Here is a 26,457-nt window from a genome sequence, read left to right on the forward strand (position 1 = left end):
CACGGCGAATTGCCTCCGGCGAATTCATCTCGGCAACCATCCGCACCGCTTTTTCACGAAACTCTTTCGGGTACTTGTTTGGTATCGGCATAACTCTCCTTGTGGTAGCTTAGGTGCCTCCATTATACCCGGGGCGGTTCACCCACTTTTGATGTCTTCCCCTACCTTGAATAACCCATCGGCGTTCTTATCACTGGTTATATAGCTGTTCCCGGTCCAGAACCTGACCCATTTTGCTCCACGGCCAGGCTTGATCCATACGTTAATTCGGCTATGGGTTGAAATGTTAAACGCGTCTGAATCAACGAGCTTGTAGCTTGCATAATTTTGGTTAGCGATATCACCGGCGTAAACTTTCACCGAATAGTTACCTTCGGCTCGGTCCCGGGATAAAGTAACTGATACAGTCGGATTTCCTACCCCGTTAGTGCTGTCCATGACGTTACTTAGGGGTATATTCTGTTTTAAATTACTTCCGGTTTCGGTTCCCGTAGTAGTTTGAGCCAAAGCACCACCAGGGAAAAACGAAATTGCGAGGGCCAAACATAAGATGATACATATACTTCTTCTAAACACGATAAAACCTCCTTTTAAAAATAAAGCATACTGAGATTTGTAAGTGCTGGCTTGACTCTTGTTAGAGCTACTTTCAGCACCTCCTTCCCGCCAAATCTGAATCCCAGACAACTAATCAATTCAGGAACTTTAGAGTGATAGGAACGAAGCTACTTGAGAAGGGGTGCAGTCATTATTGCCACAAAAGCCTGATCTTTGGGACGAGCCAATAAAGTACCTTGATATAACTGTTTAGTTTCCACTATTAACATGTAATACTGGAACCTAATACTCGCTTGCCTATCAATAGCTAACTTTATCCATTAATTAAGCAATAGGTTGTCATCCATTAGTATCATTTTCTGGCTTTGCGTGTCACCCTTTAGTACTTTTCTAGCAAATTGCCTGATAGCAGTGTTCCGCATCAACACATGAACAACAACGCATATTTTTTGCTCCGGGTAACTTAAGGTGATACTTTGAACCAAGTGGTACTGTCTTGTGGATGCTGGTCGCATAGCTAAGGAAGAACTGGCCTACTACGCGCACGAGATACTATAGCTAAGTTAGCCATATCGTTTCGTATGCTATCTTAGTTAGCGGTTGTTAGTCAATAGATCGCTTAAGATTTTACATATTGTTAAATAATTCTCGGGGTTATCGTTGCCTTTAATAGTTATCCTTAGTGGCCATCAAAGTTGCATTGAACAATGTCGAGGCCTAATATTGGCGGTTCCCTATCAAAGCCTTGTTCAATTCCATATAATTAAGCGTATAGCTTACAAATTAGCGTCACATTAGCACCACATGTACCAGGGGAGGAAGTTTTCATGAAGAATCGTTTTGTTGCATTACTATTAACCATCCTACTAGCTTTTACCGCCATACCGGCGCACGCATTTGCGCCGCCTGCTACGACAGCGCGTCATCTACCTCTTTTAGCGCTTTCGACGCCCGCCTACTTCGCTGCCACCGATACTTCTACGCCGGCTCCTTCAACTGACGAATTTGTAACGCTGGCGCAGAGGTTTGTTACTAAGTTTTCATCAGGCGATTATGCCGGTGCCGAGGCAATGTTCGACGGCACGATGAAGGCGACGATACCGGAAAGCGCGCTCAAGTCGGCGTGGGATGAAATAGTCGCGCGCTATGGGGCATTTAAGAAGCAAATCGGTGCGAGCATTACAAAGGTGATGGGCTACGACTCGGTTCGTGTCAGATGCGAGTTTGCAAAAGGCTCCTTTGACATGCTGCTCGTGTTCAGCAGCGACAAGCTTATCGCCGGGATGCAGTTCGTGCCGGTCCAAAGCCCGGTAGCCTACAAAGCCCCCTCCTATGCAAAGACCAAATCATTTACAGAGAAAGCGGTTATTGTTGGCAAAGGCAAGTGGGCGTTGCACGGTACGCTGACGATGCCGAAAGGCAAAGGCCCGTTCCCGGCCGTCGTTCTCGTACACGGTTCGGGTGCGAACGACAGGGATGAGACCATCGGCCCCAACAAAGTATTCAAGGATGTAGCCTGGGGTTTGGCTTCACAAGGCATCGCAGTGCTCCGCTACGAGAAACGCAACAAAGAACATGCGGCAGAGTTCGCAAAGATAAGAAACTACTCGGTTAAGGCCGAGACCACGGACGATGCTGTGCTGGCTTTCAACGTGCTTCGCAGCGCGAAAGGCGTTAACAAAAAACGCGTCTTTATATTGGGGCACAGCCTCGGCGGGGTGCTTGCGCCAAGAATCGCCAAGGCAACACCGAAGTCCAAGGGCATGATTATCATGGCTGGGCCGACCCGTCCACTCGAGGATATTGTGCTCGACCAGTACAAGTACATGTTCTCGCTGACCGGCACGGAGACGGCGCAGCAGCAAGAGCAGCTCAATATCATCAAGCAGAGTATTGCACGAATCAAGAGCAAAACGCTTACCATCAAGACACCGGCAAGCGAGCTTTTGGGCTTGCCTGCAAGCTACTGGCTCGACCTCCGGGGATACAATGCGGCAAAACTGGCGGCACAGCTTCATAAGCCGATGCTAGTTCTGCAAGGCCAGAGAGATTACCAGGTCAGAATGGCCGATTTCAAGGGATGGCAGAAATACCTTTCGCGCGATAAACGAGTGACATTCAAAACATATCCGAAGCTAAATCACCTGTTCATGGAAGGCGTTGGGGCGCCAAATCCGGACGAGTATATGAAGGAATCACATATCCCCGTCTATGTGATAAATGATATGGCTAGGTGGATTAAAAAGCATTAGGCGGTAGGGCTAACCGCAAATAGCATCAGCAATAATGCGCAAAAAACCCGGCACTGCTTTTGAGTAGTGCCGGTAGTCTTCTTGGTGTAATCGACGGTCATCTCATTTGAAGCTAATTCAGATAAAGCGCGAAATCATCCATAGTTACAGTACCGACCACGTTAAGCGACATTGCCGCACTAATCGCAACCGCGCCGGACGGAACAGCCGGAGTGGTCCATTTCGCTTGAGTCCATCTTGATGAAGCCGGGAAGAGACTGCTTTGCGCCCACCACACCCATGCACCGCTGCTGTTTTTGTAGTAAACAACTAAACGTACCGGTTGATTCGACTTATACCAGCCGCTCACATCATAATTACGACCCGGGGTCGCGACCGGTGCGGAAACGTTGTTTTGTTGACTCGTTGCCAGCTTGCGATCACCATCTGTTAGTTTACTAATCGTGAGTTTTTCCGCCCAACTGCCGGTATGCGCATCATTAGTGCGAACCCACTTGTAGGTGCTGGTGCCGTAGCCGCTGAGCTGCCAGCCGGTCGGGATGCTGTTGCCGGCGGCTTCCAATGAGGGATTCTGTATGAGATTCTGGGCTGGTGGAACCGGCGGGGTAGGAATACTGCCGGAGATAACGTCGGCCGCAGTTCTTACGATCGTGCCCTGGCTGCTTCGCGGCTGGAGCCAATCCAATAAGCTATTGAGCGTTTCGGGGGTAACGGTGTAGACATCCTTAGAGGTGTCGGCATTAACTCTGTGAAAGATAAGCTGAACCCAACCTCCCCCATTCTGCTCGGCGCTCGTGATGTAGCTTTTAATGGTATCCAGCGAAGTGGTTCTCGTAATAGATTCACAAGCCCGCGTGGCATATGGGTCGCGCGGTTTGATGGCCTCGGCATAGGTGCTATTGTAGCTGCCAAGTCCGCTAACAGTTCTAGCGGATGTGTACCCGCTCTGTTGCACAATAGCTTTAGCGGTGTCGTTATAAGCGCCATAGGGATAGGAAAAGCTGGTCACATTAAAACCCATGGACTGCAAGACCTGCCGGTCATCGCTAATCTGATGCACCATCTCATCGTTGCTTAAACCGGTAAGATTCAGATGGTCAACCGTATGGCCGCCGATCTCGTGGCCTTTCGCCTGCATGTTGAGCAGATCATTCTTCGAGAAATATGCGCTCCAACCGATAGCGGCGCTATTAATGTAGAAAGTGCCCTTCATATTGTGGGCGTCAAGAATGGGTGGTGCGGCGGATTGATTTAGCCCATCGTCGAACCCTAGAGTTACGATTGTTTGGCCCCCGGTATACGCCGATGATGCGCCCGCAAGTATCATCAATGACGCTGCAACAAGCAACGACAAATAATACGGTTTTCGTTGGTTGCGCGTATTTTTAAAGAGAGCTGAAAAACAATTCCTCATTGGCTACCTTTTCCAATATATTGACCCAGCACTACTCTGAGACTGTTTATATCATAGCGGTATTGCAATAAGCAACCGTCCGACAATTCTTGCTTCAGCTAACTACGGTAAACGATATGGCTGGGTTAAGAAGCACTAGGCTTAGCAAGACAGCGGTTATAGTAAACGGTAATCAACTTGAAATAGCATATTACAAAGCCAAGCATGCGCTGATAAACATATACAACAAGAACCGGCACTATTTTTAGTGCCGGTTCTTAAATTTAGTATTCGCTATTATCTACACTGCCCGTGATATCAAGCAATAACTCAGTTCAAGCGGCAACCGCCTACTTAGCTTTCTCGATGTAAACCTTGTTCATCACGTCGCCGACCTGAATACTGTTTACAACGTCCATGCCCTCGACTACCTGGCCGAATACGGTGTATTGCCCGTCAAGGTTAGGCTGTGGCCCCAGGCAGATATAGAACTGGCTGCCGGCGCTATCCGGGTCTTGTGACCGGGCCATTGCGACTGTGCCCGTAAGGTGTTGCAGGTCGTTGAACTCTGCCTTGATCGTGTATCCGGGGCCGCCCGTGCCGTCGTTTTGCGGCAGGCTGTCCTTGCTGAGCGGATCGCCGCCCTGGATAACGAAGCCCGGCTCGACACGGTGCCACTTGGTACCGTTGTAGAAGCCTTTGTTCGCCAACTTCACGAAATTTGCAACGGTCTCAGGCGCTTTGTCGGGGCGCATATCGAATACGATCTTGCCTTTGTTGGTCTCGATAACCACACGGGGGCCAGCTGCTTTGGCAGGCGTTACAGTAGTCGACGGTGTGGCCGCTTCTGTCGTCGGAACTTCCGTCGATGAGGTTGCATCTGCTTGGCTTGCAGTATCGACCGTAGTATCTGAGCTGTTGCTGAAGCTATCTACCGCCGATGTTTCGACTTTGCCTGATGAACATCCGGCCAGAGAAACTGCACCGACAAGCGCGACCGCCAAAACTACAAAGAGCACATAGTAACGTTTCAAAGCTATCTCCTTTTAAGTCCGTGCGTTTATGCAATCTAGCGACTATAGTAGCACAGACGCCCCGCTTGTGAGGAGACTAGGTTAATAATAACTACAACTTCTTTATTGGAATCTAAGTGTATGCATCTGCTATGATATTGGCATCAGGAAACAGTCGATATGCAGCAGGAGTAACACGGAATGACTAAGAAAGCTGACAACCTAAAACGCGATACCCAATCTAAGGATAGCAGTTCGAAACGCAAGGCTCAGCCGCAACATAGCGCCTCAAAATATAGCGATCAGGTGGTGCACAAGCCGGTACAACGCCGCAACCCAAAAGCAAATGAACTAACAACCCATGTCGCCGCAATCTTGCAGAACGAGACTTTTATCCTCGTGGGAATCCTGGTAGTCGCCCTCATTTTCCGCCTCTACCGGCTGCATGAGCCGTTTGGCGGTTTTCATGGTTTTAACGAGGCTTTTTACGCCAACTTAGCCCGAGATTACCTGAACAAACCGATTTTCGAGCTCTTTACGAAACCGGTCGATTTGAATAACCCGCCGCTGTTCACTTTCATGCTCGTGTTGATGTATAAGCTCATAGGTGTTTCGGAAGCGGTCTCTCGCATCATCCCGATAGCTGCCAGTATGGGAGCGATATTTTACTCCTATCTGTTGGCGTCTAGACTTTTTAGCCGAACAACCGGCCTAGTCACCGCCGCACTTTTGTCGGTAAGCCCGGCGTTTTCGATTCTCAGCAGAAACGTCCAGGCCGATATGGTTTTCGTCTGCTTCATACTGGCCGCATTCTACCACTACGAGCGGGGTCGAGACTCACAAGGCTTAGGGCACACGGTCGCGGCCGGTATCTTGTTCGGCCTGGCACTGCTCGCTAAACTCCCGGCTGTTTTAGGAATCGTCGCTCTTGTTATTTATGAGATATTCCGCAGCAAAGGCGCGGTTTTGAAGAGCCGCTCGTTCATCGGTGTTATGGGCTTAACGGCTTTGGTTGCTGCCTTATGGTACGGCTACCAGCTGCTATTCAATGCGGGCGCGTTCCTGTCGAGCCAGGAATCGATTGCGGGCGTACTTCAACTGCCCGATTCCCGCTTCTGGTACGAACTATTCTTAAAAGAGCTTGTCTGGGCATTCAATCCGCTGATGTTCGTCCTGGCGATTATCGGCATTGTTTATCTGGGCGTAAAAAGATCAGTTAGCGGAAGTATGCTGATCCTTAGCATTATCCTGGGTTTTACTTCATTTTATATCCTCTACCATTTCCATACCTATTACTTGTTGCCGCTTATGCCGTTCGGCATTATTGCCGCCGCGTATTTCCTGGAGTCTTTGTTCCAAGATAGGAAGCAGCTCGTTATAGCTACTGTTGGGCTTTATATGGTCTCGGTATTTTTCACCGGAATCCTGATGCACAGCGTCAAGTTCGGATATACGGAATTCGCCGATATCAAGAACCTGACGGGTCAACCGATAAGCGAAAGCACTACCGTTTACGCGCAACAAATCGTCTTCGATAATTTTGGAACTCTTCTCTCTTTCTACTTTCCCAACAACCGAATCATACCCTTGCCAAACGAAGCCCTCACCAAGAAAAGCGACTCTATAGCGGTAACGTTCGGACGATTTAAGGGGCAGGAGGACGCCAGACTTAACCAAATCGGCGTCTACCCTATAGCTAAGCATGATTACTATGTTGTACTGCTTGGAAAAGGCTTCCGTGAAGAACCCGGCAATATGCATCGCTTTGCCTTCGGAAACATTACCGCCATCGATACGGGCTCGTCCCTCGACTTCGGCATTAAAGACGTTCCCCGCATATTCGGGTTTAACTTGCTCGACATGCGCCAACAACAGGCCTGGATGGACGAGGCTGCTAAAGCCGGGCTGGCCGGGCTGGGGGTTGTTAAATAAGAAGCGCCGATGCTATGTAACACCGGCGCTTTACTTTTACGAATTCAATTCAATCGAGTGCGAAAACTAACTTGCCTGCTCGCGCTCGATTTCTTTCAGGCTGTCGTTAATCTCCTTGAGGACAAACTCCTTGAGCTTATCCATCTTCGCCTCGACGGCGGGAGACAGCTCCTCGCCCCAGTCGATTCTTTCCGGCTCGATGCCGAAAATCATCGTCGGAGGCAATTTATCCAACGCTTCCGCCAGCCTGATAAAGTCATAAATACCAAGGTCGTGGAACGATATCTTGTACTCACGCGGGATAACATCGACCTTGTCAGGCTCAAATCTGAAAATGCTGCCCGGCTCGGAGCCGGCTTTAATGCAATCGACAATGATGAGCTTTGCGACGTCGTCCATGTAGTCGAGTAATTCGAGCCCCTGCGTTCCGCCGTCTTCAATTTCGACATTGGCGGGCAGGTTCTCAGATTGGAGTCGGCGTACAAGATGTACGCCGACTCCCTCATCGCTAAGAATAAGATTTCCCACGCCTAAGACGAGGATCTTATCTTTCATCAGCAACCCCAAAGAACATTAGTTTGATCTTGTCCCACTCTTCCGAAGCACCCATATAGAAATGGATGACCGTAAACATGATGAAGAACCACATCAAGAAGAGATGCAACTGGCGAACGGCTTGCAGCCCGCCAAGAATGTTCCCTACAAACGCGATGGAACCCGAAGCGTTGTAGAAAAGCGCAAGACCCGTAAGGATCTGGACAATGTACAGAACAGCCAGGAACAAATAGGTCGTGTTCTGCAGAATTCGATCTTGCATGCCCTCGGGCCAGTGGTCATACATCAGATAGTGACGGCCTGTTGCCTTGAGAACTTTGCCGTTAAACCATCTCTGTGCGATGTACTTCCTCCAGTCACCGCCTTTACCGAAGAACGCCCAGTACACACGAAGCATGAAGTTCGTGGTAAATATCCACATGAAGATGAAGTGAGTCAGCCTCATGAAACCCATGCTGAACGTAGCGGTCATAAACGGGCTGTGAATGTACCAGCCTGATATTGAGAGCGCGATAATGCTTATGAAGTTGATCCAGTGATATATCCGCCTTGAGACGGAAATCTCGGAACTTTTAGCCATTATTCACACCCCCTTAGCCGATTTGGAATTTCAAGATTTCGTTTGTCTTAGGTTCGATAATATGAACTGCACATGAAATACATGGATCGAACGAGCGAATGATACGAACAACGTTGTTCGGGTTCTTTGCATCCGGAACCGGTGCGCCGATAAGCGCTTGCTCCATCGGGCCCCTGACATTATTCTTATCACGCGGCGACATATTCCAGGTACCCGGAACGACGAGTTGGTAATTCTCGATCTTGCCGCCTTTGATGTTGATCCAGTGACCGAGCGCACCACGAGGTGCTTCGGTTAAGCCCTTACCCGTTGAGCTATCCGGTACGTTCCACTTCGAGTCGTCGTGAATCTTGACATCGCCTTTGCCGACCATGCCGGTAAGCTCATCAAGCCACTTTGTAACGCCGTCGACGATGGTTAAGGTCTCGAGCGCGCGGGCTGCGTGACGTGCCACTGCGCCCGGCTTTACGCCCTTCTCGACAAGGCCCATGAGGGTCTCGTTCTGTGCTACGAGCATACGCGCGAGCGGGCCGACTTCCATCGCTTTGTCTTGATATCGAGGGGCTTTGATGAAGCTGTATGCTTTGTCCTTGTCGCGGTTTACTGCGGTCTCGCCCTGTGCGGGTTGGAGCGCGGCATCGCCGTCATACCAGGAGTAAGCAACATGCTCGGTGATTGCTTCCGGGTCGACTTTCTCGATACTTCCGAGATTGCCTAAGATAGCACCGGCCGGCAGCAACATATCGTCTTTGCTTGACGAGTTCTGGAAGCCGCCGTATGACAGGTAATTCAAACCGGAAACGCCGACATTTGAGGTAGCCAACTTAAGAAGCGGGCCGGTACCGAAGGTGACAACGTCTTTTACATAAACGTTCTTAACAAATGCGGCAACTTCAGCAAGAATACCGCGATATGCATCGAGCGTCTGCATCGTCGGGTACATTGTGGTACCGCCGACAACGATTGATGCGTTATGCGGAATTTTACCGCCTAAGAGCGCCGCCATTCTCTTTGCCTTCGCTTGAATCTCGAGGCACTGGAGATAGTGCGCAACAGCGGTTGTAACAAGCTCTGGATCACTTACGTTCCACTCATCCGGCGCATAGCGAGGAGTGAGCGGAGCGGTATCGCCGGCTTGTACGAGTTTGACGATCTTACTCCGTACCGCCTTGAGGCCGGGATCGTTGCCTTTGTATTTAGCAACTGCCATCACATCGATATAATCGAGTGCGGATAGATGATAGAAATGAAGCGGGTGGTCGTGAAGCCACATCGCACCTAGAATGAGGTTACGTACGAGTCTTCCGGCGTCCGGAACATCCGCGCCAAACGCATCGTCGAGCGCGAGAGCCGATGCCCAGTTATGCGAACCCGAGCAAACACCGCAAACACGATCGGTTACATACGAGGCATCGCGAGGATCTCTCCCCTTCAGGAGTACCTCTAAGCCTCTAAACATATTGCCTTCCGACCAAGCGTCTTTAACTTTTCCGTTCTCGATCTCAACCGTAACGCCTAAGTGGCCTTCTATTCGAGTAACAGGATCAATTTTAATCTTTTGAGCCATTCTTTACCGTCCTCCCTTCCTACTTTTTGTCTTTATTGCCGAGAACAAGGCGACCGGCTCCGTGTACAACCGCACCAACGGCTGCGACACCGACAAGCGCCTTGCCTGCTGTATCGATATTGACACTCTTGCCGACACCATTGAAGATGTCTTGTTTGTCGTAGAGCGGTGAGAAGCCGCCGTAGAACTCAGGCTGCGAGCAGCCTGCACACGGTGCGCCGGCGCCGATACACCAGTTTGCGCCCTCGTTCCACCATACTTTGGCGCAATCGGTGTATGTCTTCGGACCTTTGCAGCCTTTCAACAGCAAGCAGTAATCACGCTGTGCCGGATCGTTCCAGTCCTGGAGAAAGTGACCGGCTTCAAATTGACCCCTGCGCGGGCAGTTGTCATGCAGAAGCTCGCCGTAGAACGCAAGCGGCCTGTTGAGTTTATCCATAGCCGGGGCCTTGCCTGATGCGAGATAGTACATGATTGTAGCAACCAGACGAGCCGGCTTAACCGGGCAAGTCGGCAGGTTGATGATCGGTTTGTCCTTAATGAAATATGCAACCCCTCTGCCCTTTGACGGGCTTGCCCCAGGGATGCCGCCGTTAAATGTCGCGCATGAACCGGCAGCGATAATGACGGCCGCATTCTTGGCTGTCTCGGTGAGAACTTCCTTAAATGACTTGCCACCGACCGTGCAGAACCTGTCGTCTGCCGCTGGGATTGAACCTTCTACTACGAGAACGTAGCCGCCCTCTTCCATGGTCTTTAGGCGTGCTTCTTCTGCTACTGCACCCGCACCGGCCATGACGGTTTCGTGATAGCGGAGCGAGATTGTACCCAGCAACAACTCCGCCAACGATGGATTGAGAGTAGCCAAGAATGACTCGCTGCAACCGGCGCAGTCTTGACCTTCGAGCCAGATTACAGCGGGTTTTTTCGTGGCTGCCTCAGCTGCAAAAGCAATGTCTTTTGCGAACGCTTTCGGCATTCCGAAAACGGCCGACACCGCGGCACAGAACTTAACGAAGTCCCTGCGCTCTATTTGCTTTGCAGCTAGCTCTTCCAATAACCCCATTTACTACACCTCCGTTTAATCTTTTTTAACGCTATTAATTATTTATGAGGCATATATGACCCTCTTTGATGGTAAGAGGGAATGCTTCCAGGGTGCACTCGACTTGCTTATCTTTGTATATAATATAATGCTTTGTACCACAAGCACTGCAGTACAGAGCGTTCTCTTGCGGTAAGTGTATAAGCAAGAAACCGTCTGTGCCACAAAGCGCGGGAAAAGCGGTAAGATTTTTGCCTACCTCGCCGACTATAAAAATGGGAGGTTTGCTCGATGTGAGAAGCTTCGGCTCATTCCGATATTCGCTCACGGGGATAAGGGTTTGATAGAGCAACTTATGCGCCGTATTCCCCAAGGTTTGGAATGGTTCGACAAAGTTCTCTGCAGCTTCCGACGCCGCAGCGACTCCTCTACCAAAGATGTATTTAAAGAATTCTGCTCTGTCTATGGCTTTATCTTCCATACCTACTCTCAACTCTTATCTTTTTACGCAACCGAGCGCTTAAGAGCCGATTTGGCGTTTACTTACGGACATTAAGGGATAATGCCGCCCCTGACCTGGTATTAGTACTACAATTGGAGCTGCAATTATTGTTACATACTACCTCTTAAAAAAACGCATTACTTGACATAATGTAACAAAAACAACGAATAGTTAAGCAAATGCTAAAGGTAATAATAGCACAGCAGCCAAGCAATGTCACACATCACTCGTTTGGGTTACATATTAGCTAGAAGTAACTCTTTGTGCAGCTCAAAGCATATGGGATAGTATGGCGGCAATTATGTTACAAATATGTAAAGAAGCGTTGTTCTAGGGTACTGGTACTAGCAGATCCTGGGTAGGATCTCACCGCGCGGTGCGGGTAATATGCGTTTCGTTCCCCATTCTGTCTCAACCCTGACAACGGCTTTGCCGCCCACGACTTCGCCGATGACAGCGGCGTCTTCGCCTGCCGGATGATCTTTCAGCAAGAGCAGCGCCTCGGGCGCCTTGTGCGGTGCTACGGCAAAAATCATTTTGCCTTCATTCGCCATATATATGGGATCAAGACCAAGAAGGGCGCAACCGCCCTTAACTTCCTTTTTGATGGGGATGAGGCTATCGAACACGAGAATTCCCCGGCCGCTTTGCTGCGCCCACTCGTTTACAACCATACCGAGACCGCCCCTGGTTGCATCGCGCACAGCGCGTATACCATCGCCAAGAGGTGCAAGCAAGCCCACCAGCTCGTTCAACGGCCGGCAATCACTTATGACCGAGCTCTTGATATCGATGCCTTCGCGCAGCGCCATAATGCAATAACCGTGGTCGCCGATGCTGCCGCTCACGATAATTATGTCACCGTCTCGAATATTGCGGGGGTGGTAATCTATTCCCTCCGGGATAACACCGATGCCGGACGTCGAGATAAAGACCTTATCGGCACTACCCTTGTCGACGACTTTGGTGTCGCCGCACACTACCGGGATGCCGGTTTCTTTTGAAATAGCGCCCATACTCTGGGCGATTTGTTTGAGGCCAGCGATATCGACGCCTTCCTCGATGATGAACGATGCGGAAAGCGCTACCGGGCACGCACCTGCGGCGGCCAGGTCGTTAACCGTACCGCAAAACGCCAGTTTGCCGATATCGCCGCCAGGGAAAAAGATCGGGCTGATTACAAACGCATCGGTGGTAAACGCCGTCTTGCCGGCCGGCAGGTCTATAACTGCAGAATCATTCGCATTTTTACCGTCGCTACCGAGAGCGGAGAAAAACACCTCCTCTATAAGACGCGCGGTCATTTCACCGCCGCTGCCGTGAGCCAGGCGAATCTTATCCATCGAGATCATCGCTCCCCTGATAGAGGTAGTAAGCAGCACAGGTACCTTCGGATGACACCATGCACGGGCCTACCGGGTTGTCGGGAGTGCAGCGCTTATCAAACAGCGGGCACTGGATCGGTTTAATCGTTCCCTTCAGGATATCGCCGCAGCGACACCCCGGGAAGAGTTTTACTGGTTGTTTTTCTACATTGAATTTCTTAACGGCGTCAAACGCGGCGAATTCGTTGCGAAATGCAAGGCCACTGCCGGGGATAACACCAATACCCCGCCACTCGGCGTCACACGGCTCAAACGTATCGGCCAGGAGTTTCTGCGCCACCACGTTGCCTTCCGGGCGAACGGCGTGCCGGTACATATTTGAGATGCTCGGCGTGCCGGCGTTGATATCTTTAACAAGACGCACCAGCGCCGCCATAATCTCCGGTGGCTCAAATCCGGCGATCGCACCCGAGATACCGTATTCTTCGGCGATAAACCTGTACGGTTTCTCACCGATGATAATGCTAACGTGACCAGGCAAGATGAAGCCGTCAATTTGGGCTGCTTCGTCATCCAGGAGCACTTTCAGCGCGCCCGGAACGGTCTTATGAAGATTAAAAACGCTGAAATTTGCCAAGCCCTCTTGAGCGGCTATTGTGATTGCTTGCGCTGTCGCGGGGGCCGTCGTTTCAAAACCGACGCCTAAAAACACGACTTCTTTGCCTTTAACGCTGCGGGCAAACTCAAGCGCCTCCAGGGCTGAATAGACAACCCGGATGTCGGCGCCCTGCGCCTTAAGCTCGGCAAGACTGCCCTCGGTACCGGGCACACGAATCATATCACCGTAGGTCGCGAGCAGGATGTTTGGGTTACGCGCTAGACGCATAAATACGTCGATATCACTATCCGCGGTTACGCACACCGGGCAACCCGGCCCGGAAATGAGTTCGATCTGCGGCGGCAGTACGCTTCTGATCCCGCTTTTACCAATCGCCATGGTGTGCGTGCCGCATACCTCCATGAGTTTCACGGGGCGTTTCGCTATCTGCCACAACTTTTCGTTGAGTTTCTTAAAATACTGGTCGAGGCCCTTATGTGCGTCTACAGTGTTCACACTGGGATTATCGGTTTTCATAGGGTTATCAGCTCTCATCGCCTAAGATTTCCTCCCATATGGCGATTGAGGTTTGCGCTTCCTCATCGGTGACAACGCTTATCGCCTGGCCGGCATGCACGAGTACCCACGAGCCGATTCCGGCATCCGGGGTAAGCAGCAAGCTAATCTTCTTTGTATTTCCTAGAACATCGACATCAGCGGTAAACATATTCTCATCGATTGAGACAACCTTCGCCGGCACTGCTAGACACATATATAACCTCCTAGAAATCACATTATCACAATATCCGGGGTCAATAGCAAGTATCGCGTCACCATCCTGCAATGCTATCAGGGCGCCATCCTACCGGCTAGAACAATCTGGCCGAGCGCTAAACCGCTGTCATTTGCAGGTACATTGCGGTGGAACAGCGGCTCGATACCGCTGTCGCGTAATTCTTTATCCAATCCCATGATAACAAAACGGTTCTGGAACGTTCCGCCCGAGAGCACGACTTTGTGGGTGCCATACCGCTTTGCTAATATTTCGACCATACGGCAAATCCCTGCGATTACGCTTTGATGGAACCGCGCCGCCATAACTGCCGGCTCTACGCCACCAAGCTTGTCTTCCGCCATCTCACCGATAAAATCCCAGGCGAGCCTGAGCATTGCACCATCTTCAATGACATGCGTATCGTACGGTTTCTCGCCGGGCGAGCTGTGCGCGAGCGATTCCATCCGCATAGCGGCCTCACCTTCGTAGCTGATACGCCCGGTAAAACCACACAGCGCCGCCGCCGCATCAAACAACCTTCCGCAGCTCGACGAGGGGATACTGAGCCGTTCGCTTGCGCTTTGCGCTTTGGCAAACGGCATGATCTCGTCTGCGTCAGGCAGCGTTTGCAGCGTTTGTTCTTCGTCGGCCCAAAGTACGTTTAAAATGACCGCCGCCATGTGCAGCGGGTATTTTTGAACGCTATCACCGCGCGGCTGCGGGAACTGTGCGAGCGAGCCGACCCGCGTAACTTCATCGTAATCACCGTAGAAAAACTCACCGCCCCACACCGTGCCGTCATCGCCGTATCCGGTGCCGTCGCATACTACGCCGAGAGTCTTCTCATTCAGGCCATTGTCGGCCATGCATGACGCAAAGTGGGCTTTATGATGCTGGACGCTTATAAGCGGTACGCTAAGCTTACTTGCATACTCTTCGGCGAATTCGGTACTGACGTAATCGGGGTGAAGGTCGCGCACAATAAGCTCGGGTTTAATATGTAAAAACTCGCTGAAAAACCGGATGCCGTCGCCGTAGGCATCGAGGTTTTTCAAGTTATCAAGATCGCCAAAATACTGGCTGACTATTGCTTTATCATCTTTACCGTAGGCAAAAACGCTCTTCAAGTCGCCGCCGACCGCCAGAACCGGCTTGACGGCATGCGGCAGCTTCACGCCCTGCGGCACGTAACCGCGGGCGCGGCGCACGAAGTACGGTTGCCCGTTAAACTGCATAACCACGGAATCATCGGCCCGGTTGATAATCTCGCGCTTGTGGATGACAAAATAATCCGCGAGATCGCCCAGATGCTCGTAAGCGTCGTCCTCGGTAAGAATCAAAGGGTCGCCGCTGATATTTGCACTGGTCATAACCAGTATCGAAAGCCCTTCGTCAAACAACCCGCAATGAAGCGGCGTGTAAGGCAGCATTATACCGAGCGTGTCGAGCCCGGGCGCAATATCATCGCAAAGACCGCTCGTCGCCTTGCGCTTTAACAGCAGGATAGGGCGGGCGGGCGATGTGAGCAGCCGCTCCTCTTCTTGCGAGAGCTCGCAATGGTGCCGCACAATATCAAGATCGCGGCACATCAGGGCGAACGGCTTCGACTGACGCCGTTTCCGCTCGCGCATACGCCGTACCGCATCTTGGCTTTCCGCATCGCATGCCAGGTGGTATCCGCCGATGCCCTTTACCGCCAGGAGGCTTCCTTGCTTGAGCAGCTTTCTTATGGCAGCTGCAGTTTCCCTACTTGTACCTGTTCTCACATCTATATCGGCAGGCTCACCGTCCGGTGTCGTCACGACGATCTGAGGGCCGCATAGCGGGCACGCGTTCGGCTCGGCATGAAATCGCCTGTCGAGCGGATCGGTGTATTCACGCCCGCAATCGGGACACATTTCAAAGACACGCATCGACGTGTTCTTGCGATCGTACGGGGCGGCCTTCGTTATCGAGAATCGCGGCCCGCAATTGGTGCAATTGGTGAACTCATAACCGTGCCTGCGGTCGCCCGGGTCTAGATATTCGCGCAAGCAATCCGGGCAGGTTCCAATATCCGGCGGGATTGAAACTAAAGTGTCCGGCATATGTCGGCTCTCATGGATGAAAAAGGCGCTATAGCCTTCGGGGATCGCTTCACGCACAAAATATTTCTCGATACGCGCCAGCGGCGGCGGGCTCGTCTGAAGGTCATGAGTAAAGCGCTCGATAAGTTCGTTGGAACCCTCGATGCGGATGGTTACTCCGGCCGTCGTGTTAATAACCCAACCGTGCAAACCAAGGGATGTAGCTAATTTATATACATGCGGGCGAAACCCGACACCCTGAACCGTGCCGGTGACCTGGATTTCAACTGCAGCGCTTTGCTTATGAAGTAATTGTGCCACGCACGCACTCGCTTCTTTCTAATTTATATTTATCTATTATGATTGTAACAACGAGGCTACTTCAAGACCTTCATGTGATCAAGAGGCCAGTACACGAACACGGCTTTCGCGATGACGTTTTTTTCGGGTACTTGTCCCCATTCGTGGCTGTCGTAGCTTTGGTTGCGGTTGTCTCCCAGGACAAAGAGTCTGCCCTCTTTGACAGTTACCGGACCGTATGAGTATTGCGGTATGCGAGCGGTATCCACATTATATACCTGGCCGTTGACATAGACCTGGCCGTCCTTAATCTCTACGTTATCACCCGGTAGGCCGATAACGCGCTTTACAAACGGGGGTGAATTCGGATCGACATGTGCCTGCTTCGGTACGTCGAAGACAACTATATCGCCGCGTGCCGGTTGCGTGAAATAGTAGAGTACCTTGACCGTGAAGATACGGTCGCCGGTTGCGATTGTCGGCTCCATCGAGCCTGACGGGACAAGCCTGCTCTCTGCCACCGCCGTTCTAATACCGAGCGCAAGAATAAACGCGATTACAATAAGAACTACAAATTCTTTTACCGCGCCCCAAAAACGACCTGTCATAGTCTCTTCATCTCCTGCATTTATCTGCATCTATACTCCATTCTAACAGCGATCACCGGACGGTCCAGGGCAAACCGCGTTTCTTCATATATTATTCACTAATTCCAAGTACTTCCTCAGCCACTTGCTTGAGGGATAACTGCTTGTCCATACTCCACTTTTGAATCTGACGAAATGCGTCGGCTTCCACCAGCCCGTGGTCTCGCATCAGGATTCCTTTCGCCCGCTCTACGAGTTTGCGAATCTCGAGCCGCTCAGACAGGTCTTTTACCTGGTTTTCGAGCTCTCGCGCTTCCAGGTATCTGCTCCGGGCAACCTCGATTGCCGGCATTAGATCCGATTTATCAAACGGTTTTACCAGATACGCCATAGCACCCGCTTTAATAGCCTCTTCAACCAGCGTTTTCTGGCTATACGCCGTAAGCATGATAACCGGGCACAGGTTTTGCGCGCTGACCGACCGGGCAACATCTATGCCGTTCATGCCCGGCATCTTGATATCAAGAACCGCAAGATCGGGGTTGAGTTCTTGAACCAGGTCGAGGGCCCCCTCGCCGGTCCATGCCTCCCCGACCACTTCGTGGCCGAGCTCGACCAGCATTTCTTTTAAATCAAGCCGAATTATCGCTTCGTCTTCGGCGATGACAATTCGAAGTCGCTTCATAGCACCCCTTATTCAGCCTTTGTATCACTACTATAGTCGATAGGCACCTGAACCGTCACTTTTGTGCCACCGTTATCTCGCATATTCCACGTGCCGCCGAGCTCATCCGAGACCAGCGTGTGCACGATCTGCAACCCCAAATTGCTGCTTGTTGACGGACTAAAACCATCGGGCAGGCCGATGCCGTCATCGCCCACCGTCATGGTGAGCATTTTACCGTGGCGTTCAAGCGATATAATAATCTTGCCCGTTTTTCTACCGCTAAATGCATGTTCGACGGCATTTTGTACAAGTTCGGTTAAGATAAGTGCGAGCGATGTCGCCATCGGCGACGGGATTTGCCCCCCGACGCCCTTGGTTAGTATGGTGATCTTCTTATCCGGCCTGACGAGGCCGCTCTGTATCATCGTATTAATGTTAGTCGCGATCTCTTTAAAGTCAAGCGTGCCGCTACCGCTTTGCGAGAGTATCTCGTGCACGACCGCAATACTTGAAATTCTGCCGACGCTCTCTAGTAGCGCCATGCGTGCTTCCGGCAACGTCATGCGTCGCGACTGCAACCTGAGAAGGCTCGCGATGGTTTGCAGATTGTTCTTAACGCGGTGATGAATCTCGCGAATTGTCGCTTCTTTTATCTTGAGCTGCTGCTCGCGCGCACGCACATCGGTTACGTCACGGATAATCGCAACGACGCCCTTAGCCCGCCCGTTGTTGATGACGGGAATCGCCTTCTTGATTGCCGTGATGCCTTTTTCGGTAATGTCAAGCATCACAGCCTTGCGGTCTTCAAGCGCGCGCAAGATCGGCGTCTCGTCGAGGCCGATCTTTGAAACCGAATTGCCTGCAAGTTCGTCCTGAACACCAAGACGGCGGTAAACGGTAACCGCGTTCGGGCTCGCGTAGGTGATAATGCCGTTGACATCTATCCTGAGCAAGCCATCGCCCGCCTCTTTTGAGGTGGGAAAATCTATGCCGACATCGACGCCTTCCTCGATCATATTGATAAGGTCGTCGGCAGCGCCCATGTACATCTGCTCCATATCGCTGGTGCGCGCTTCATCGAGACTGCGGCGCTCGCTCGTCATCACCGCAACCACACGGCTGCCCTCTTTAACGGGCACCGCACGCACGCTGACCGGTGCGTCGTTAAACGTACCATATTCCTGCTTAAAGCGACGCCCCTCCGCAAATGCCCTCGTAATTGCGTCCGGTAGATCGGTAAACTTCTGCCCTACAACGAGCTCGGGCCGCACGGAGATCGATGTGTTGGGCTTTGCTGCGTCTACGGCGATAATGCCGCCGTTTGCGGTTTTACAGTAGATGATTATATCGGAGTAACTCAAATCTGCGATAAGCTGAATGTTTTTACTTACCGCCGATATTCGCTTAGCTTGCTTATTGTTAAGATTCGCAATCTCGCGATACGCCTCTATCGATTGCAAATACGCTCCCCCAATAAGGGTTTATAACCCCGTTTAACATTGATTTTATCACCTCCGGGGCGTAATTGCATCAAGCTAAAAGCAACGTGTGAGCTTGACTGTGGATACAGCGAATTCACGGTCAAGCGCGCCCTTAGCCCGGCTAGACAGAATATCGGGTTATGTTTACAATATATGAGCGAGTAGAAATATTATCGCAGCTCACATGCCGGAGTGGCGGAATAGGCAGACGCGCTGGTCTCAAAAACCAGTGAGGGTAACCTCATACCGGTTCGATCCCGGTCTTCGGCACTAATAAAAAACCCTGTTTGCAAACGGGGTTTTTGCATTTACTCCGTAGTCTCAGCTGTTTCTTTCTTTGCGGCCTTTTTAGCCTTGGTCTTTTTCTTACCATTGCCGTTTGCCGGCTCACGTTCACCATTATGCGACTTGTTCTCGCGACCCGAACGACCGGCTGAACTGTCGAGGCGTAACGCGATAATCGCGACGTCGTCGTTCAGGGTGCCGTTCGCGAACACCTCCGCAGCATTGAGCAGCTTGCCCGGTATTTCTTCCACCGTACTGCCATTTGTGGCCAGAAGCGCTTCGCATACGCTCTCTTCCCCGAAGAAACCGCTTCCGTTGCGCGCTTCAATCAAACCGTCGGTGAATAGAAGCATCATCTCACCACCGGTAAGAGTATCGGTAAACGTTTCATAAACTGTATCCTCAAGAACACCGAGCGGAGCGGCGCCGATTCTTAGCTGGCGCATCGTCGACATCTCGTGGTTTATGATAAGCGGTGCCGGGTGACCGGCGCTTGCATATGAGAGTGCACCCGTCGCCGGATCGATAACGGCGTATGCCATAGTTATAAATTGGCCGACCGCCATCTGTGATGCTAGTACCGCATTTCCGTGCGCGAGCACGTCTGCCGGCGAAGAGTATTCATAGGCAAAAGCACGTATCGTCATTTTGGCGAGCGCTGTTGCCGTTGCGGCTTCGAGACCCTTCCCAGAAACATCGCCGATGACGACGCCTATCTTACCGTCGGTAAACTCTATGAAATCGTAGAAATCGCCGCCGACTTTCGAGTTATCCGTAGCCGAGCGGTACAGAAGCCCGACCTTGACACCCGGTAGTTCCTCGGGCATGGCGAGCAGGGCGTTTTGCAGCGTTTCGGCGACATTACGCTCGCGTTCGTACAGCTTTGCGTTTTCGATAGCTACCGCCGCCTGACTCGCAACCGCTGTCAGCAGTGCAATGTCGTTATCGGTAAAGCGTTTTTCCCCTGTCATAGCCACCTGCAACACGCCAACCAGGCGACTTCCAACTAGAAGCGGCACACCCACCACAGCGCTTACCCCTAGCGCAAGGGTTTCCTTTGACGCCCGCGGGTCGTGGCCGTAATCATTAGTGTATACGGGTTCTTTAGTTCTCAGAACCACTTCAATAAGCCCATAACCGGCGGTTTCGCGCGCATTAATTAGCGGCAAGTGCGGATTGGTCCGGCACTCGTACTCGATGCTATCCCGGTTCTTATCGTAGAGTCCGATTACGCCCATATCGGCGCTGACAAGGTCGATGCTGTTATGCACTACCTTGTCGAGCAGCTCATTTAGGTCAAGGCCTGATGATATTTCGAGCGCGAGCTTGTTGAGAATGTGCAAGTCGTCATTCGACGCCCTTAATTTATTAGCCGAATTTCGCGTCTCTTCATAGAGCCTGGCGTTCTCGATCGCTACTGAGGCTTGATTCGCAAGCGCCATGAGCAGACCCATTTCTTTTTCGGTTATACGATTTTGCCCGGTTAGCGGGGTGTAAAACTCGATTACTCCTAGCGCCCCACCGCCCGAGATCAACGGCAGCGTGATAAGCGAATCATAGCTATGCGTCAGCGCCAGACTTTTAAATACGGTGTCGGATTTGCGCAGGTCTTTTATTACGTACGGTTTTCCGGTCATGAGCACCCTACCCGCAACGCCCTGGCCGGGTGTTTGCATCAAATCGGTCAGCTTTTCGCTTAGGTCATCGCCGTCTTCACTCCAGAAATGGTCGACTCTGATGGTTTTCTCCCGATCGTTATATAGAGCGATCCAGACGGCTTTGGCGTCGAAGGAACTGCGCAGCGCTCCGGTGACCGCTGTCTCAACAAACGGGATATTGAGCGCCATGTTCATTTTCTCTCCGACCTCGACCAGTCCGCTGAGCTCATTTACGTATTCCTTCAGATTGAGCCGCATTACGTTGAAGCTCTCTGAAAGTTCTTCTATTTCGTCACCGGTTTCCGGCACTTCAACCTCTTCGTCAAAGCTGCCGTCAGCGATTGATTTCGCTTTTTCGGCCAACGTCGTTATCGGGTCGGCTATTTTACGACCCATCCAATATCCCAGGATTATCGCCGCGAGAATGACTGTTATCGCTGTGATTACGCTCGTAAAGAGGTCCATGCGGACGGTGCTCATAACTTCGTTGACGGGCACAAACGATCCGGCCGTCCAGCCGATGCTATGGATCGGGACCTGAGCGCCCATCCGACTTGTGTTGTCGGCCGGAAAGGTTAATCCGTATGATGTGAATTCCTTATCGGAAAGGGCCGAGCGCACAAAATCGTGAGAACTCCAATCACGTTGCGACAGCGGCATGTTTGGGCGCTGGGTCTGGAAGATGAGTATGCCGTTGTTGTCGGTGATATTATAGCCGCCGCCGGGAACATCGAAGTTCATTATTTCGTTTAGACGGCTCGAGTCGATATTTGCGACCATGATGCCGGCAAGCTTATTCTTGCGCCACACACCGCTTACGATATCAAAACCCGGCCGCCCGTTTGCTTGAGTAAGAAGCGGGGTTACGAGCCAACCCCGGTCGGGGGTAAGATTCTTGCGATAGTAATCGACATTGTATTTGCCCGTGGTTTCCCATGTTCCAACTTCGCTGGTGTCGGATGAGGCAAAAATGTTGCCGTCTACCCTCATATAATCGAGACTAAATACTGGGTATTGGTTGGCTACTGAAGCAAGATAATCGCTCGCCTTGCTCCTCGTGTAGTCGTTCTGCAAGATCGCCAGACCGGTAGCCTGCTCGGCGATGAGTACTTCTTTGCTGAAATGGTCAAAGTTGGTGGCGACGTTCCGTGCGAACGCCACACGCGATTCAATGATTGCCTGTCTTTTATCCAGGAAATGGTTATAGTGTGTGTAAACTATAACCAGCAAAAGTGGGATTATAATCGCGAGATAACTAATAAATATTTTTTTCCGTATACCGCTTCCTAAGCGAAACATGCTGCTCTCCGGCTAGAACCTACATATATGGTCGATCACGTTGATTATCATACTGCGCGTTAGCTAAGTCAAAAGTTGCCGTGTATTTGGTACTCTAGTGCCTACGTGCTATGTGGTGTTTGCAAGCTATTTGGTTGTTGTAAGGCGGTTGAAGACGTATATCGGAATCCAAAATATCGCCATCCAGCCAAAGAAATCCGCGATCCATGCATACGGATTATCCCAGGTAATAAAGGTTGCCCCGGCAACGAGTGTCCCCAGATAATCCCGGCCAAGACCGTACAGCGGCAGAAAAAGTAGAAACGGTACAATCCAATTCTGATGATGACCGCGAATCCACCAGTACACGATAAGCACTACCGCGCCGTAGACGATGGCCGCCGTGATATATAGATCAAGGGGAAATCCTGCTACGAGATGCCCGATATCGTAATGCCATAGTTTAAGCGCGAAACCGGCAGCGTCGACTGCCATATTAACGACGCCAGCCAGCAGTCCTGCAAGCAGCGCACGCTGTTGAATAAAGCGCGGAACAAGCAAGTACCGGGAAAACAATATGAATATGGCAACCCCGATAAACGGGAACATAAACCGGGCAATAGTGAAAATATCCATAGATGTATTATTTCCCGAAAAGTCGAGTACTCGAACAACAAAGCGGTCTGCAAATAAAGGAAGGCTGTATAATAACAGCCTTCCTTTATTTGCTTGTTGGTTACTGCTCGGTCACAGGATTCGTTATTGCTGAGTGTTCTGGCCGGAACCTTGGCCTACGGTCGGGTCGGCGGCGGCCCCGCTAGTTACGAGCGTTTCGTCTTCGATCAGCCATTTGTTACCCTTCTTCACGAAATCCCATTTGCATACGGCCGCGGAATCCGACGGGTAGACTTGCGATAGCTGGCGGCGCGATATAAAGTATTCAATTCTTCCCTTAACCGTCGCAGTGGTCGAGCCTATCTTGATACTGTCCAGTTTAAAACCCGTTACCCTAAAATCCACAACCGCCTGGTTGTTGTCGGTATAATAATTTTGATACATCCACGGCTCTTGCCCGTTCTCTATCTTGGTATCAAGAAACGCCGTTATGAGCCGTTGCTGTACGGTAAGCTCACCCTTATCATTGCTATAGTACTGGGGCAAAGTCATGCGATATTCATTTACTTTCTTTTGGTTCGCCTCCATGGTTGCCGTATATTTAACCGCCCAACCATTGACGGCTGTGTTTACGATGGTCTGTTCATCCTTAATTTCGGCTGGTGATTTGTATTTGGTGGCAGTTTGGGCTCCATACGCAATGCCGACTATCAGCACCACAGCAGCCCCAGCCAAAATGATTTTATTCCTTCGAGATTTAAGAATCCGGCGCAACCATATACGAAGTATGAGCAATTTGCTCGTAGACGTCTGTTTTCTCAGCGCAGGCGGAACGTCCGGAGCGCCGGTCGGTTCCGGCTGCGCGAATGGTTTTAGTCTCATATTCCATCCTCCTTGAGTTATAAAACTGTTAGATTATTAATCTTCAGCTTTATATCAATGGATGGAACGACCGTATTGTTGGTTGAAGAGATCAATATATTCGCGGTATAACGTGAGAAGGATATGTCGCGGCACAAGATGGCCTAGGCTAAAATATGCCTTATACTTTATGGATGAAGTATCTGTTAAGCGGTCCTTCAGTATGGCGAACCGCAATCGGGCGCTGGGGAGCCAATTGATAACGTAGTCTTCGTCAAAGTAGTCGGATTTTGCCTTGCGACTATCGCTGGTCATTAACCCGCGATTGCCCAGATTGGCGAGATTTATCATCTCTGGCATAATGACAGTACCGTCGATCTCAAAAAGGTGGTGGCTTTGAACCGCCCGTTCGAGGTCCTCAGGGTGATCGAGAACCTCGAGCAACCCCATCGTCATACTCAGCATGACGGCCAGCAAGATCACTATGCTCTTTTTCATACCGTCTGTTAGCGCAATGCTCATCAATTCAATACCCGAAGCCTTATTTTTAAATAGCTCCCTTATATTTATTGGCTACCATTCGGCTACGTAACGGCCTACATAAATAATAGCAATACGATAAACCGCAGGCAATAAGTACCGCGTAAAAGCATCGTAAAGAATCGTCGTGATTTTCCTCTATGGAAGGCTCTTATTCTACAACCGGCACTTCGGCGTAAAAGCCGATATTTCTCAGGCGTTCATAACGCTGTGCGACGAGGGCGTCGCCTTTTATTAAGCTGAGATCACCAATCGATTGCACGATCTCGCGTTTTAGGCTGCGCACAACAAGGGCAGGTGCGTGATGTGCCCCACCCAGAGGCTCCTTGATAATCGTATCGACAATGCCGAGATCGAGAAGTTTATCTGCGGTAAGACAAAGTGGGGCTGCGGCTTTATCCGCTTGCCCTGCGTCTTCCCAGAGGATGCTGGCGCATGCTTCCGGCGTGCTGACCGAGTAGTAAGAGTTCTCGAGCATAATAATGCGATCGCCGAAACCGATGGCAAGTGCGCCGCCGCTGCCGCCTTCGCCGACATTTGCGACGATAACCGGAACGCTGAGCATGCTTATCGCTATTAAGTTCTCGGCGATTGCGACCGCTTGCCCGCGCTCTTCGGCCTCGATACCGGGGTGAGCGCCCTGCGTATCGACAAACGTTATAATCGGTAGTTTGAATTTTTCAGCAAGCTTCATGAGCCGAAGCGCTTTTCTATAGCCTTCCGGATGCGGGCAGCCAAAGTTGCGCATTACGTTTTCTTTGGTGTTATGGCCCTTCTGATGCCCCATAACCATGACCTTTGTGCCGTCAAGCTTGGCGAACCCGCCGATAATTGCGAGATCGTCGGCGAACTTTCTATCGCCGTGCAGCTCAACAAACTCGGTGAACATGGCCTCGATGTAATCGCTGGTGTGCGGGCGTTCCGGGTGACGTGCAAGCTGCACTTTTTGCCACGGCGTAAGGTTGGAATAGGTGCGAACCCGCAGCAGCTCGATCTGCTTTTCGAGGTAGCTTATCTCGGCTGCGATGTCCGCTTTTTCAGCCGATTCCAGGTGCTTTAAGTGTTCTAGTTTATCTTCTAATTCTACGAGCGGGCGCTCGAAATCATACGAGAATTTTCTCACCTGACGACACCGTTACCTTCGAAATAACCGAGCAGCTTCGAGAGCGTGCGTTTGAGCTCGATCCTGTTAACGATCATGTCGACCATGCCGTGTGCGAGATTCGACTCGGCTGTCTGAAAGCCTTTCGGCAGTTTCTGCCTGATGGTCTGCTCGATAACCCGCGGCCCGGTAAAGCCGATAAATGCTTCCGGCTCGGCAATGATCACATCGGCAAGCATCGCAAAGCTTGCGGTCACGCCGCCGGATGTCGGGTTCGCGAGTACTGAGATATACGGCAAGCGGCGCTTGTTGTGATTGGCAAGCGCGGCGCTTGTTTTAGCCATTTGCATGAGCGAAACCATGCCCTCTTGCATGCGGGCGCCGCCCGAGCTGGCCACAATGATAACGGGTAACTTTTTCTTGGTTGCAAGCTCGATGGTGCGCGCTATTTTTTCTCCGGCCACTGAGCCCATGCTGCCGCCCATGAATCTGAAATCCATAACCGCAATGGCGACCTTGTAGCCGTCGAGATGACCGGTTCCGCAGACGACGGCATCGGTTAAACCGGTCTTATTCCGCGCCTTTTCAAGTTTTCCGACGTATGATTTGCCCGCAGCTTCAAAGCTGAGAGGGTCGGCAGCAGCCAAATCGTGCCACTCCTCCTCAAACGTGCCGGGATCAATGAGATGGCTGATGCGCTCATGTGCCGAGAGCTGGAAATGATGTTCGCACTTCGGGCACACTTTCAGGTTTTTATCGAGCTCTTTTATAAAGAGGGGCTCATTACATGTATCGCACTTCTCCCATACCCCGTCGGGCACAGCCCGTTTGACCTCAATAGGATTTTCGGGAGGGCGTTTGTCTTGCTTCGCGAACCATTCTCCGATTGGCATACTTCTCCATTTTTGCGTGGTGAATACTG

At 51.2% G+C, this 26,457-nt stretch carries 22 protein-coding genes and 1 tRNA gene; 3 read left to right on the forward strand and 20 right to left on the reverse strand.

The features are described 5' to 3' along the window. Positions 1 to 138 precede the first annotated feature (138 nt). Complete coding sequence (locus VGK02_00325) at positions 139 to 360, reverse strand: hypothetical protein (protein ID HEY3373496.1); 222 nt, start codon at positions 358 to 360, stop codon at positions 139 to 141. Positions 361 to 1,385: 1,025 nt separating this feature from the next. On the opposite strand from VGK02_00325, the gene VGK02_00330 reads away from it, so the two are divergent. Beyond that, positions 1,386 to 2,810, forward strand: a complete 1,425-nt coding sequence (locus tag VGK02_00330; GenBank protein ID HEY3373497.1) for a DUF3887 domain-containing protein — start codon at positions 1,386 to 1,388, stop codon at positions 2,808 to 2,810. Positions 2,811 to 2,922: 112 nt separating this feature from the next. Here the strand turns inward: VGK02_00330 and VGK02_00335 are convergent, their stop codons facing one another. Together VGK02_00335 and VGK02_00340 are read right to left on the reverse strand one after the other, a co-directional pair. After that, positions 2,923 to 4,224, reverse strand: a complete 1,302-nt coding sequence (locus VGK02_00335; protein HEY3373498.1) for a polysaccharide deacetylase family protein — start codon at positions 4,222 to 4,224, stop codon at positions 2,923 to 2,925. 329 nt (positions 4,225 to 4,553) lie between these two features. Then, a complete protein-coding gene (locus VGK02_00340) occupies positions 4,554 to 5,237 on the reverse strand; it encodes a peptidylprolyl isomerase (protein ID HEY3373499.1) in 684 nt (227 codons plus the stop codon). A gap of 180 nt (positions 5,238 to 5,417) precedes the next feature. Here VGK02_00340 and VGK02_00345 point away from each other — a divergent pair, with 180 nt between their 5' ends. Next, complete coding sequence (locus VGK02_00345) at positions 5,418 to 7,148, forward strand: glycosyltransferase family 39 protein (GenBank protein HEY3373500.1); 1,731 nt, start codon at positions 5,418 to 5,420, stop codon at positions 7,146 to 7,148. Positions 7,149 to 7,214: 66 nt separating this feature from the next. On the opposite strand, the gene VGK02_00350 is transcribed toward VGK02_00345, so the two are convergent. The 11 genes from VGK02_00350 to VGK02_00400 form a co-directional block, all read right to left on the reverse strand. Next, positions 7,215 to 7,703 (reverse strand): HyaD/HybD family hydrogenase maturation endopeptidase, encoded by a 489-nt coding sequence (locus tag VGK02_00350; GenBank protein HEY3373501.1) that lies wholly within the window; start codon positions 7,701 to 7,703, stop codon positions 7,215 to 7,217. Then, positions 7,693 to 8,283, reverse strand: coding sequence for a cytochrome b/b6 domain-containing protein (locus VGK02_00355; GenBank protein ID HEY3373502.1), 591 nt, complete (start codon positions 8,281 to 8,283; stop codon positions 7,693 to 7,695). Before VGK02_00355 ends, VGK02_00350 begins: the two co-directional genes overlap by 11 nt. 13 nt (positions 8,284 to 8,296) lie before the next feature. After that, a complete protein-coding gene (locus VGK02_00360; GenBank protein ID HEY3373503.1) occupies positions 8,297 to 9,850 on the reverse strand; it encodes a nickel-dependent hydrogenase large subunit in 1,554 nt (517 codons plus the stop codon). Positions 9,851 to 9,869: 19 nt separating this feature from the next. Beyond that, positions 9,870 to 10,916 carry a hydrogenase small subunit gene (locus tag VGK02_00365; protein HEY3373504.1) on the reverse strand — a complete coding sequence of 349 codons (1,047 nt, stop codon included), beginning with the start codon at positions 10,914 to 10,916 and terminating at the stop codon, positions 9,870 to 9,872. 825 nt (positions 10,917 to 11,741) lie between these two features. Next, the gene (gene hypE / locus VGK02_00370) at positions 11,742 to 12,749 is read right to left on the reverse strand and encodes a hydrogenase expression/formation protein HypE (GenBank protein ID HEY3373505.1); all 1,008 of its coding nucleotides are present in this window, start codon (positions 12,747 to 12,749) and stop codon (positions 11,742 to 11,744) included. Continuing rightward, positions 12,733 to 13,875: a hydrogenase formation protein HypD gene (gene hypD, locus VGK02_00375; protein HEY3373506.1), complete on the reverse strand. Its 1,143-nt coding sequence runs from the start codon at positions 13,873 to 13,875 to the stop codon at positions 12,733 to 12,735. Before hypD ends, hypE begins: the two co-directional genes overlap by 17 nt. After that, the gene (locus VGK02_00380) at positions 13,865 to 14,092 is read right to left on the reverse strand and encodes a HypC/HybG/HupF family hydrogenase formation chaperone (protein HEY3373507.1); all 228 of its coding nucleotides are present in this window, start codon (positions 14,090 to 14,092) and stop codon (positions 13,865 to 13,867) included. The genes hypD and VGK02_00380 overlap by 11 nt, the downstream gene beginning before the upstream one ends. Positions 14,093 to 14,169: 77 nt before the next feature. Continuing rightward, a complete protein-coding gene (hypF, locus tag VGK02_00385; protein HEY3373508.1) occupies positions 14,170 to 16,482 on the reverse strand; it encodes a carbamoyltransferase HypF in 2,313 nt (770 codons plus the stop codon). A gap of 56 nt (positions 16,483 to 16,538) precedes the next feature. After that, positions 16,539 to 17,099 (reverse strand): signal peptidase I, encoded by a 561-nt coding sequence (lepB, locus tag VGK02_00390; GenBank protein ID HEY3373509.1) that lies wholly within the window; start codon positions 17,097 to 17,099, stop codon positions 16,539 to 16,541. 61 nt (positions 17,100 to 17,160) lie between these two features. After that, positions 17,161 to 17,733, reverse strand: coding sequence for a response regulator (locus VGK02_00395; GenBank protein ID HEY3373510.1), 573 nt, complete (start codon positions 17,731 to 17,733; stop codon positions 17,161 to 17,163). Positions 17,734 to 17,741: 8 nt separating this feature from the next. Next, entirely contained in the window at positions 17,742 to 19,175 is a 1,434-nt protein-coding gene (locus VGK02_00400; GenBank protein ID HEY3373511.1) for a histidine kinase N-terminal domain-containing protein, read from the reverse strand. Between the two features lie 207 nt (positions 19,176 to 19,382). Here VGK02_00400 and VGK02_00405 point away from each other — a divergent pair. Next, positions 19,383 to 19,466: transfer RNA gene (locus VGK02_00405), tRNA-Leu, on the forward strand. A gap of 38 nt (positions 19,467 to 19,504) precedes the next feature. Here the strand turns inward: VGK02_00405 and VGK02_00410 are convergent. From VGK02_00410 to accD, 6 genes are all read right to left on the reverse strand, one after another. Then, positions 19,505 to 22,438 (reverse strand): SpoIIE family protein phosphatase, encoded by a 2,934-nt coding sequence (locus VGK02_00410; GenBank protein HEY3373512.1) that lies wholly within the window; start codon positions 22,436 to 22,438, stop codon positions 19,505 to 19,507. Between the two features lie 126 nt (positions 22,439 to 22,564). After that, positions 22,565 to 23,053, reverse strand: coding sequence for a hypothetical protein (locus tag VGK02_00415; GenBank protein ID HEY3373513.1), 489 nt, complete (start codon positions 23,051 to 23,053; stop codon positions 22,565 to 22,567). Positions 23,054 to 23,176: 123 nt separating this feature from the next. Then, on the reverse strand, positions 23,177 to 23,914 hold the full coding sequence (locus tag VGK02_00420; protein HEY3373514.1) for a hypothetical protein: 738 nt from the start codon (positions 23,912 to 23,914) through the stop codon (positions 23,177 to 23,179). 54 nt (positions 23,915 to 23,968) lie between these two features. After that, on the reverse strand, positions 23,969 to 24,391 hold the full coding sequence (locus VGK02_00425) for a hypothetical protein (protein ID HEY3373515.1): 423 nt from the start codon (positions 24,389 to 24,391) through the stop codon (positions 23,969 to 23,971). 193 nt (positions 24,392 to 24,584) lie between these two features. Beyond that, positions 24,585 to 25,556 carry an acetyl-CoA carboxylase carboxyltransferase subunit alpha gene (locus VGK02_00430; protein ID HEY3373516.1) on the reverse strand — a complete coding sequence of 324 codons (972 nt, stop codon included), beginning with the start codon at positions 25,554 to 25,556 and terminating at the stop codon, positions 24,585 to 24,587. Further along, a complete protein-coding gene (accD, locus tag VGK02_00435) occupies positions 25,553 to 26,428 on the reverse strand; it encodes an acetyl-CoA carboxylase, carboxyltransferase subunit beta (GenBank protein ID HEY3373517.1) in 876 nt (291 codons plus the stop codon). Before accD ends, VGK02_00430 begins: the two co-directional genes overlap by 4 nt. Positions 26,429 to 26,457: the final 29 nt, after the last annotated feature.

The organism is Candidatus Aquicultor sp. (genome assembly GCA_036504445.1).
Taxonomy (GTDB): domain Bacteria; phylum Actinomycetota; class Aquicultoria; order Aquicultorales; family Aquicultoraceae; genus DASXVE01.

Bases quoted from the DNA above. Each gene is read 5' to 3' on its own strand.
- VGK02_00345 (HEY3373500.1), top strand. From the start codon at position 5,418: ATGACTAAGAAAGCTGACAACCTAAAACGCGATACCCAATCTAAGGAT.
- hypD (HEY3373506.1), bottom strand. From the start codon at position 13,875: ATGAGAGCTGATAACCCTATGAAAACCGATAATCCCAGTGTGAACACT.
- VGK02_00415 (HEY3373513.1), bottom strand. From the start codon at position 23,053: ATGGATATTTTCACTATTGCCCGGTTTATGTTCCCGTTTATCGGGGTT.
- lepB (HEY3373509.1), bottom strand. From the start codon at position 17,099: ATGCAGATAAATGCAGGAGATGAAGAGACTATGACAGGTCGTTTTTGG.
- VGK02_00380 (HEY3373507.1), bottom strand. From the start codon at position 14,092: ATGTGTCTAGCAGTGCCGGCGAAGGTTGTCTCAATCGATGAGAATATG.
- VGK02_00425 (HEY3373515.1), bottom strand. From the start codon at position 24,391: ATGAAAAAGAGCATAGTGATCTTGCTGGCCGTCATGCTGAGTATGACG.
- VGK02_00420 (HEY3373514.1), bottom strand. From the start codon at position 23,914: ATGAGACTAAAACCATTCGCGCAGCCGGAACCGACCGGCGCTCCGGAC.
- VGK02_00395 (HEY3373510.1), bottom strand. From the start codon at position 17,733: ATGAAGCGACTTCGAATTGTCATCGCCGAAGACGAAGCGATAATTCGG.
- VGK02_00360 (HEY3373503.1), bottom strand. From the start codon at position 9,850: ATGGCTCAAAAGATTAAAATTGATCCTGTTACTCGAATAGAAGGCCAC.
- VGK02_00350 (HEY3373501.1), bottom strand. From the start codon at position 7,703: ATGAAAGATAAGATCCTCGTCTTAGGCGTGGGAAATCTTATTCTTAGC.
- VGK02_00335 (HEY3373498.1), bottom strand. From the start codon at position 4,224: ATGAGGAATTGTTTTTCAGCTCTCTTTAAAAATACGCGCAACCAACGA.
- VGK02_00330 (HEY3373497.1), top strand. From the start codon at position 1,386: ATGAAGAATCGTTTTGTTGCATTACTATTAACCATCCTACTAGCTTTT.
- VGK02_00355 (HEY3373502.1), bottom strand. From the start codon at position 8,283: ATGGCTAAAAGTTCCGAGATTTCCGTCTCAAGGCGGATATATCACTGG.
- VGK02_00365 (HEY3373504.1), bottom strand. From the start codon at position 10,916: ATGGGGTTATTGGAAGAGCTAGCTGCAAAGCAAATAGAGCGCAGGGAC.
- accD (HEY3373517.1), bottom strand. From the start codon at position 26,428: ATGCCAATCGGAGAATGGTTCGCGAAGCAAGACAAACGCCCTCCCGAA.
- VGK02_00410 (HEY3373512.1), bottom strand. From the start codon at position 22,438: ATGTTTCGCTTAGGAAGCGGTATACGGAAAAAAATATTTATTAGTTAT.
- hypE (HEY3373505.1), bottom strand. From the start codon at position 12,749: ATGATCTCGATGGATAAGATTCGCCTGGCTCACGGCAGCGGCGGTGAA.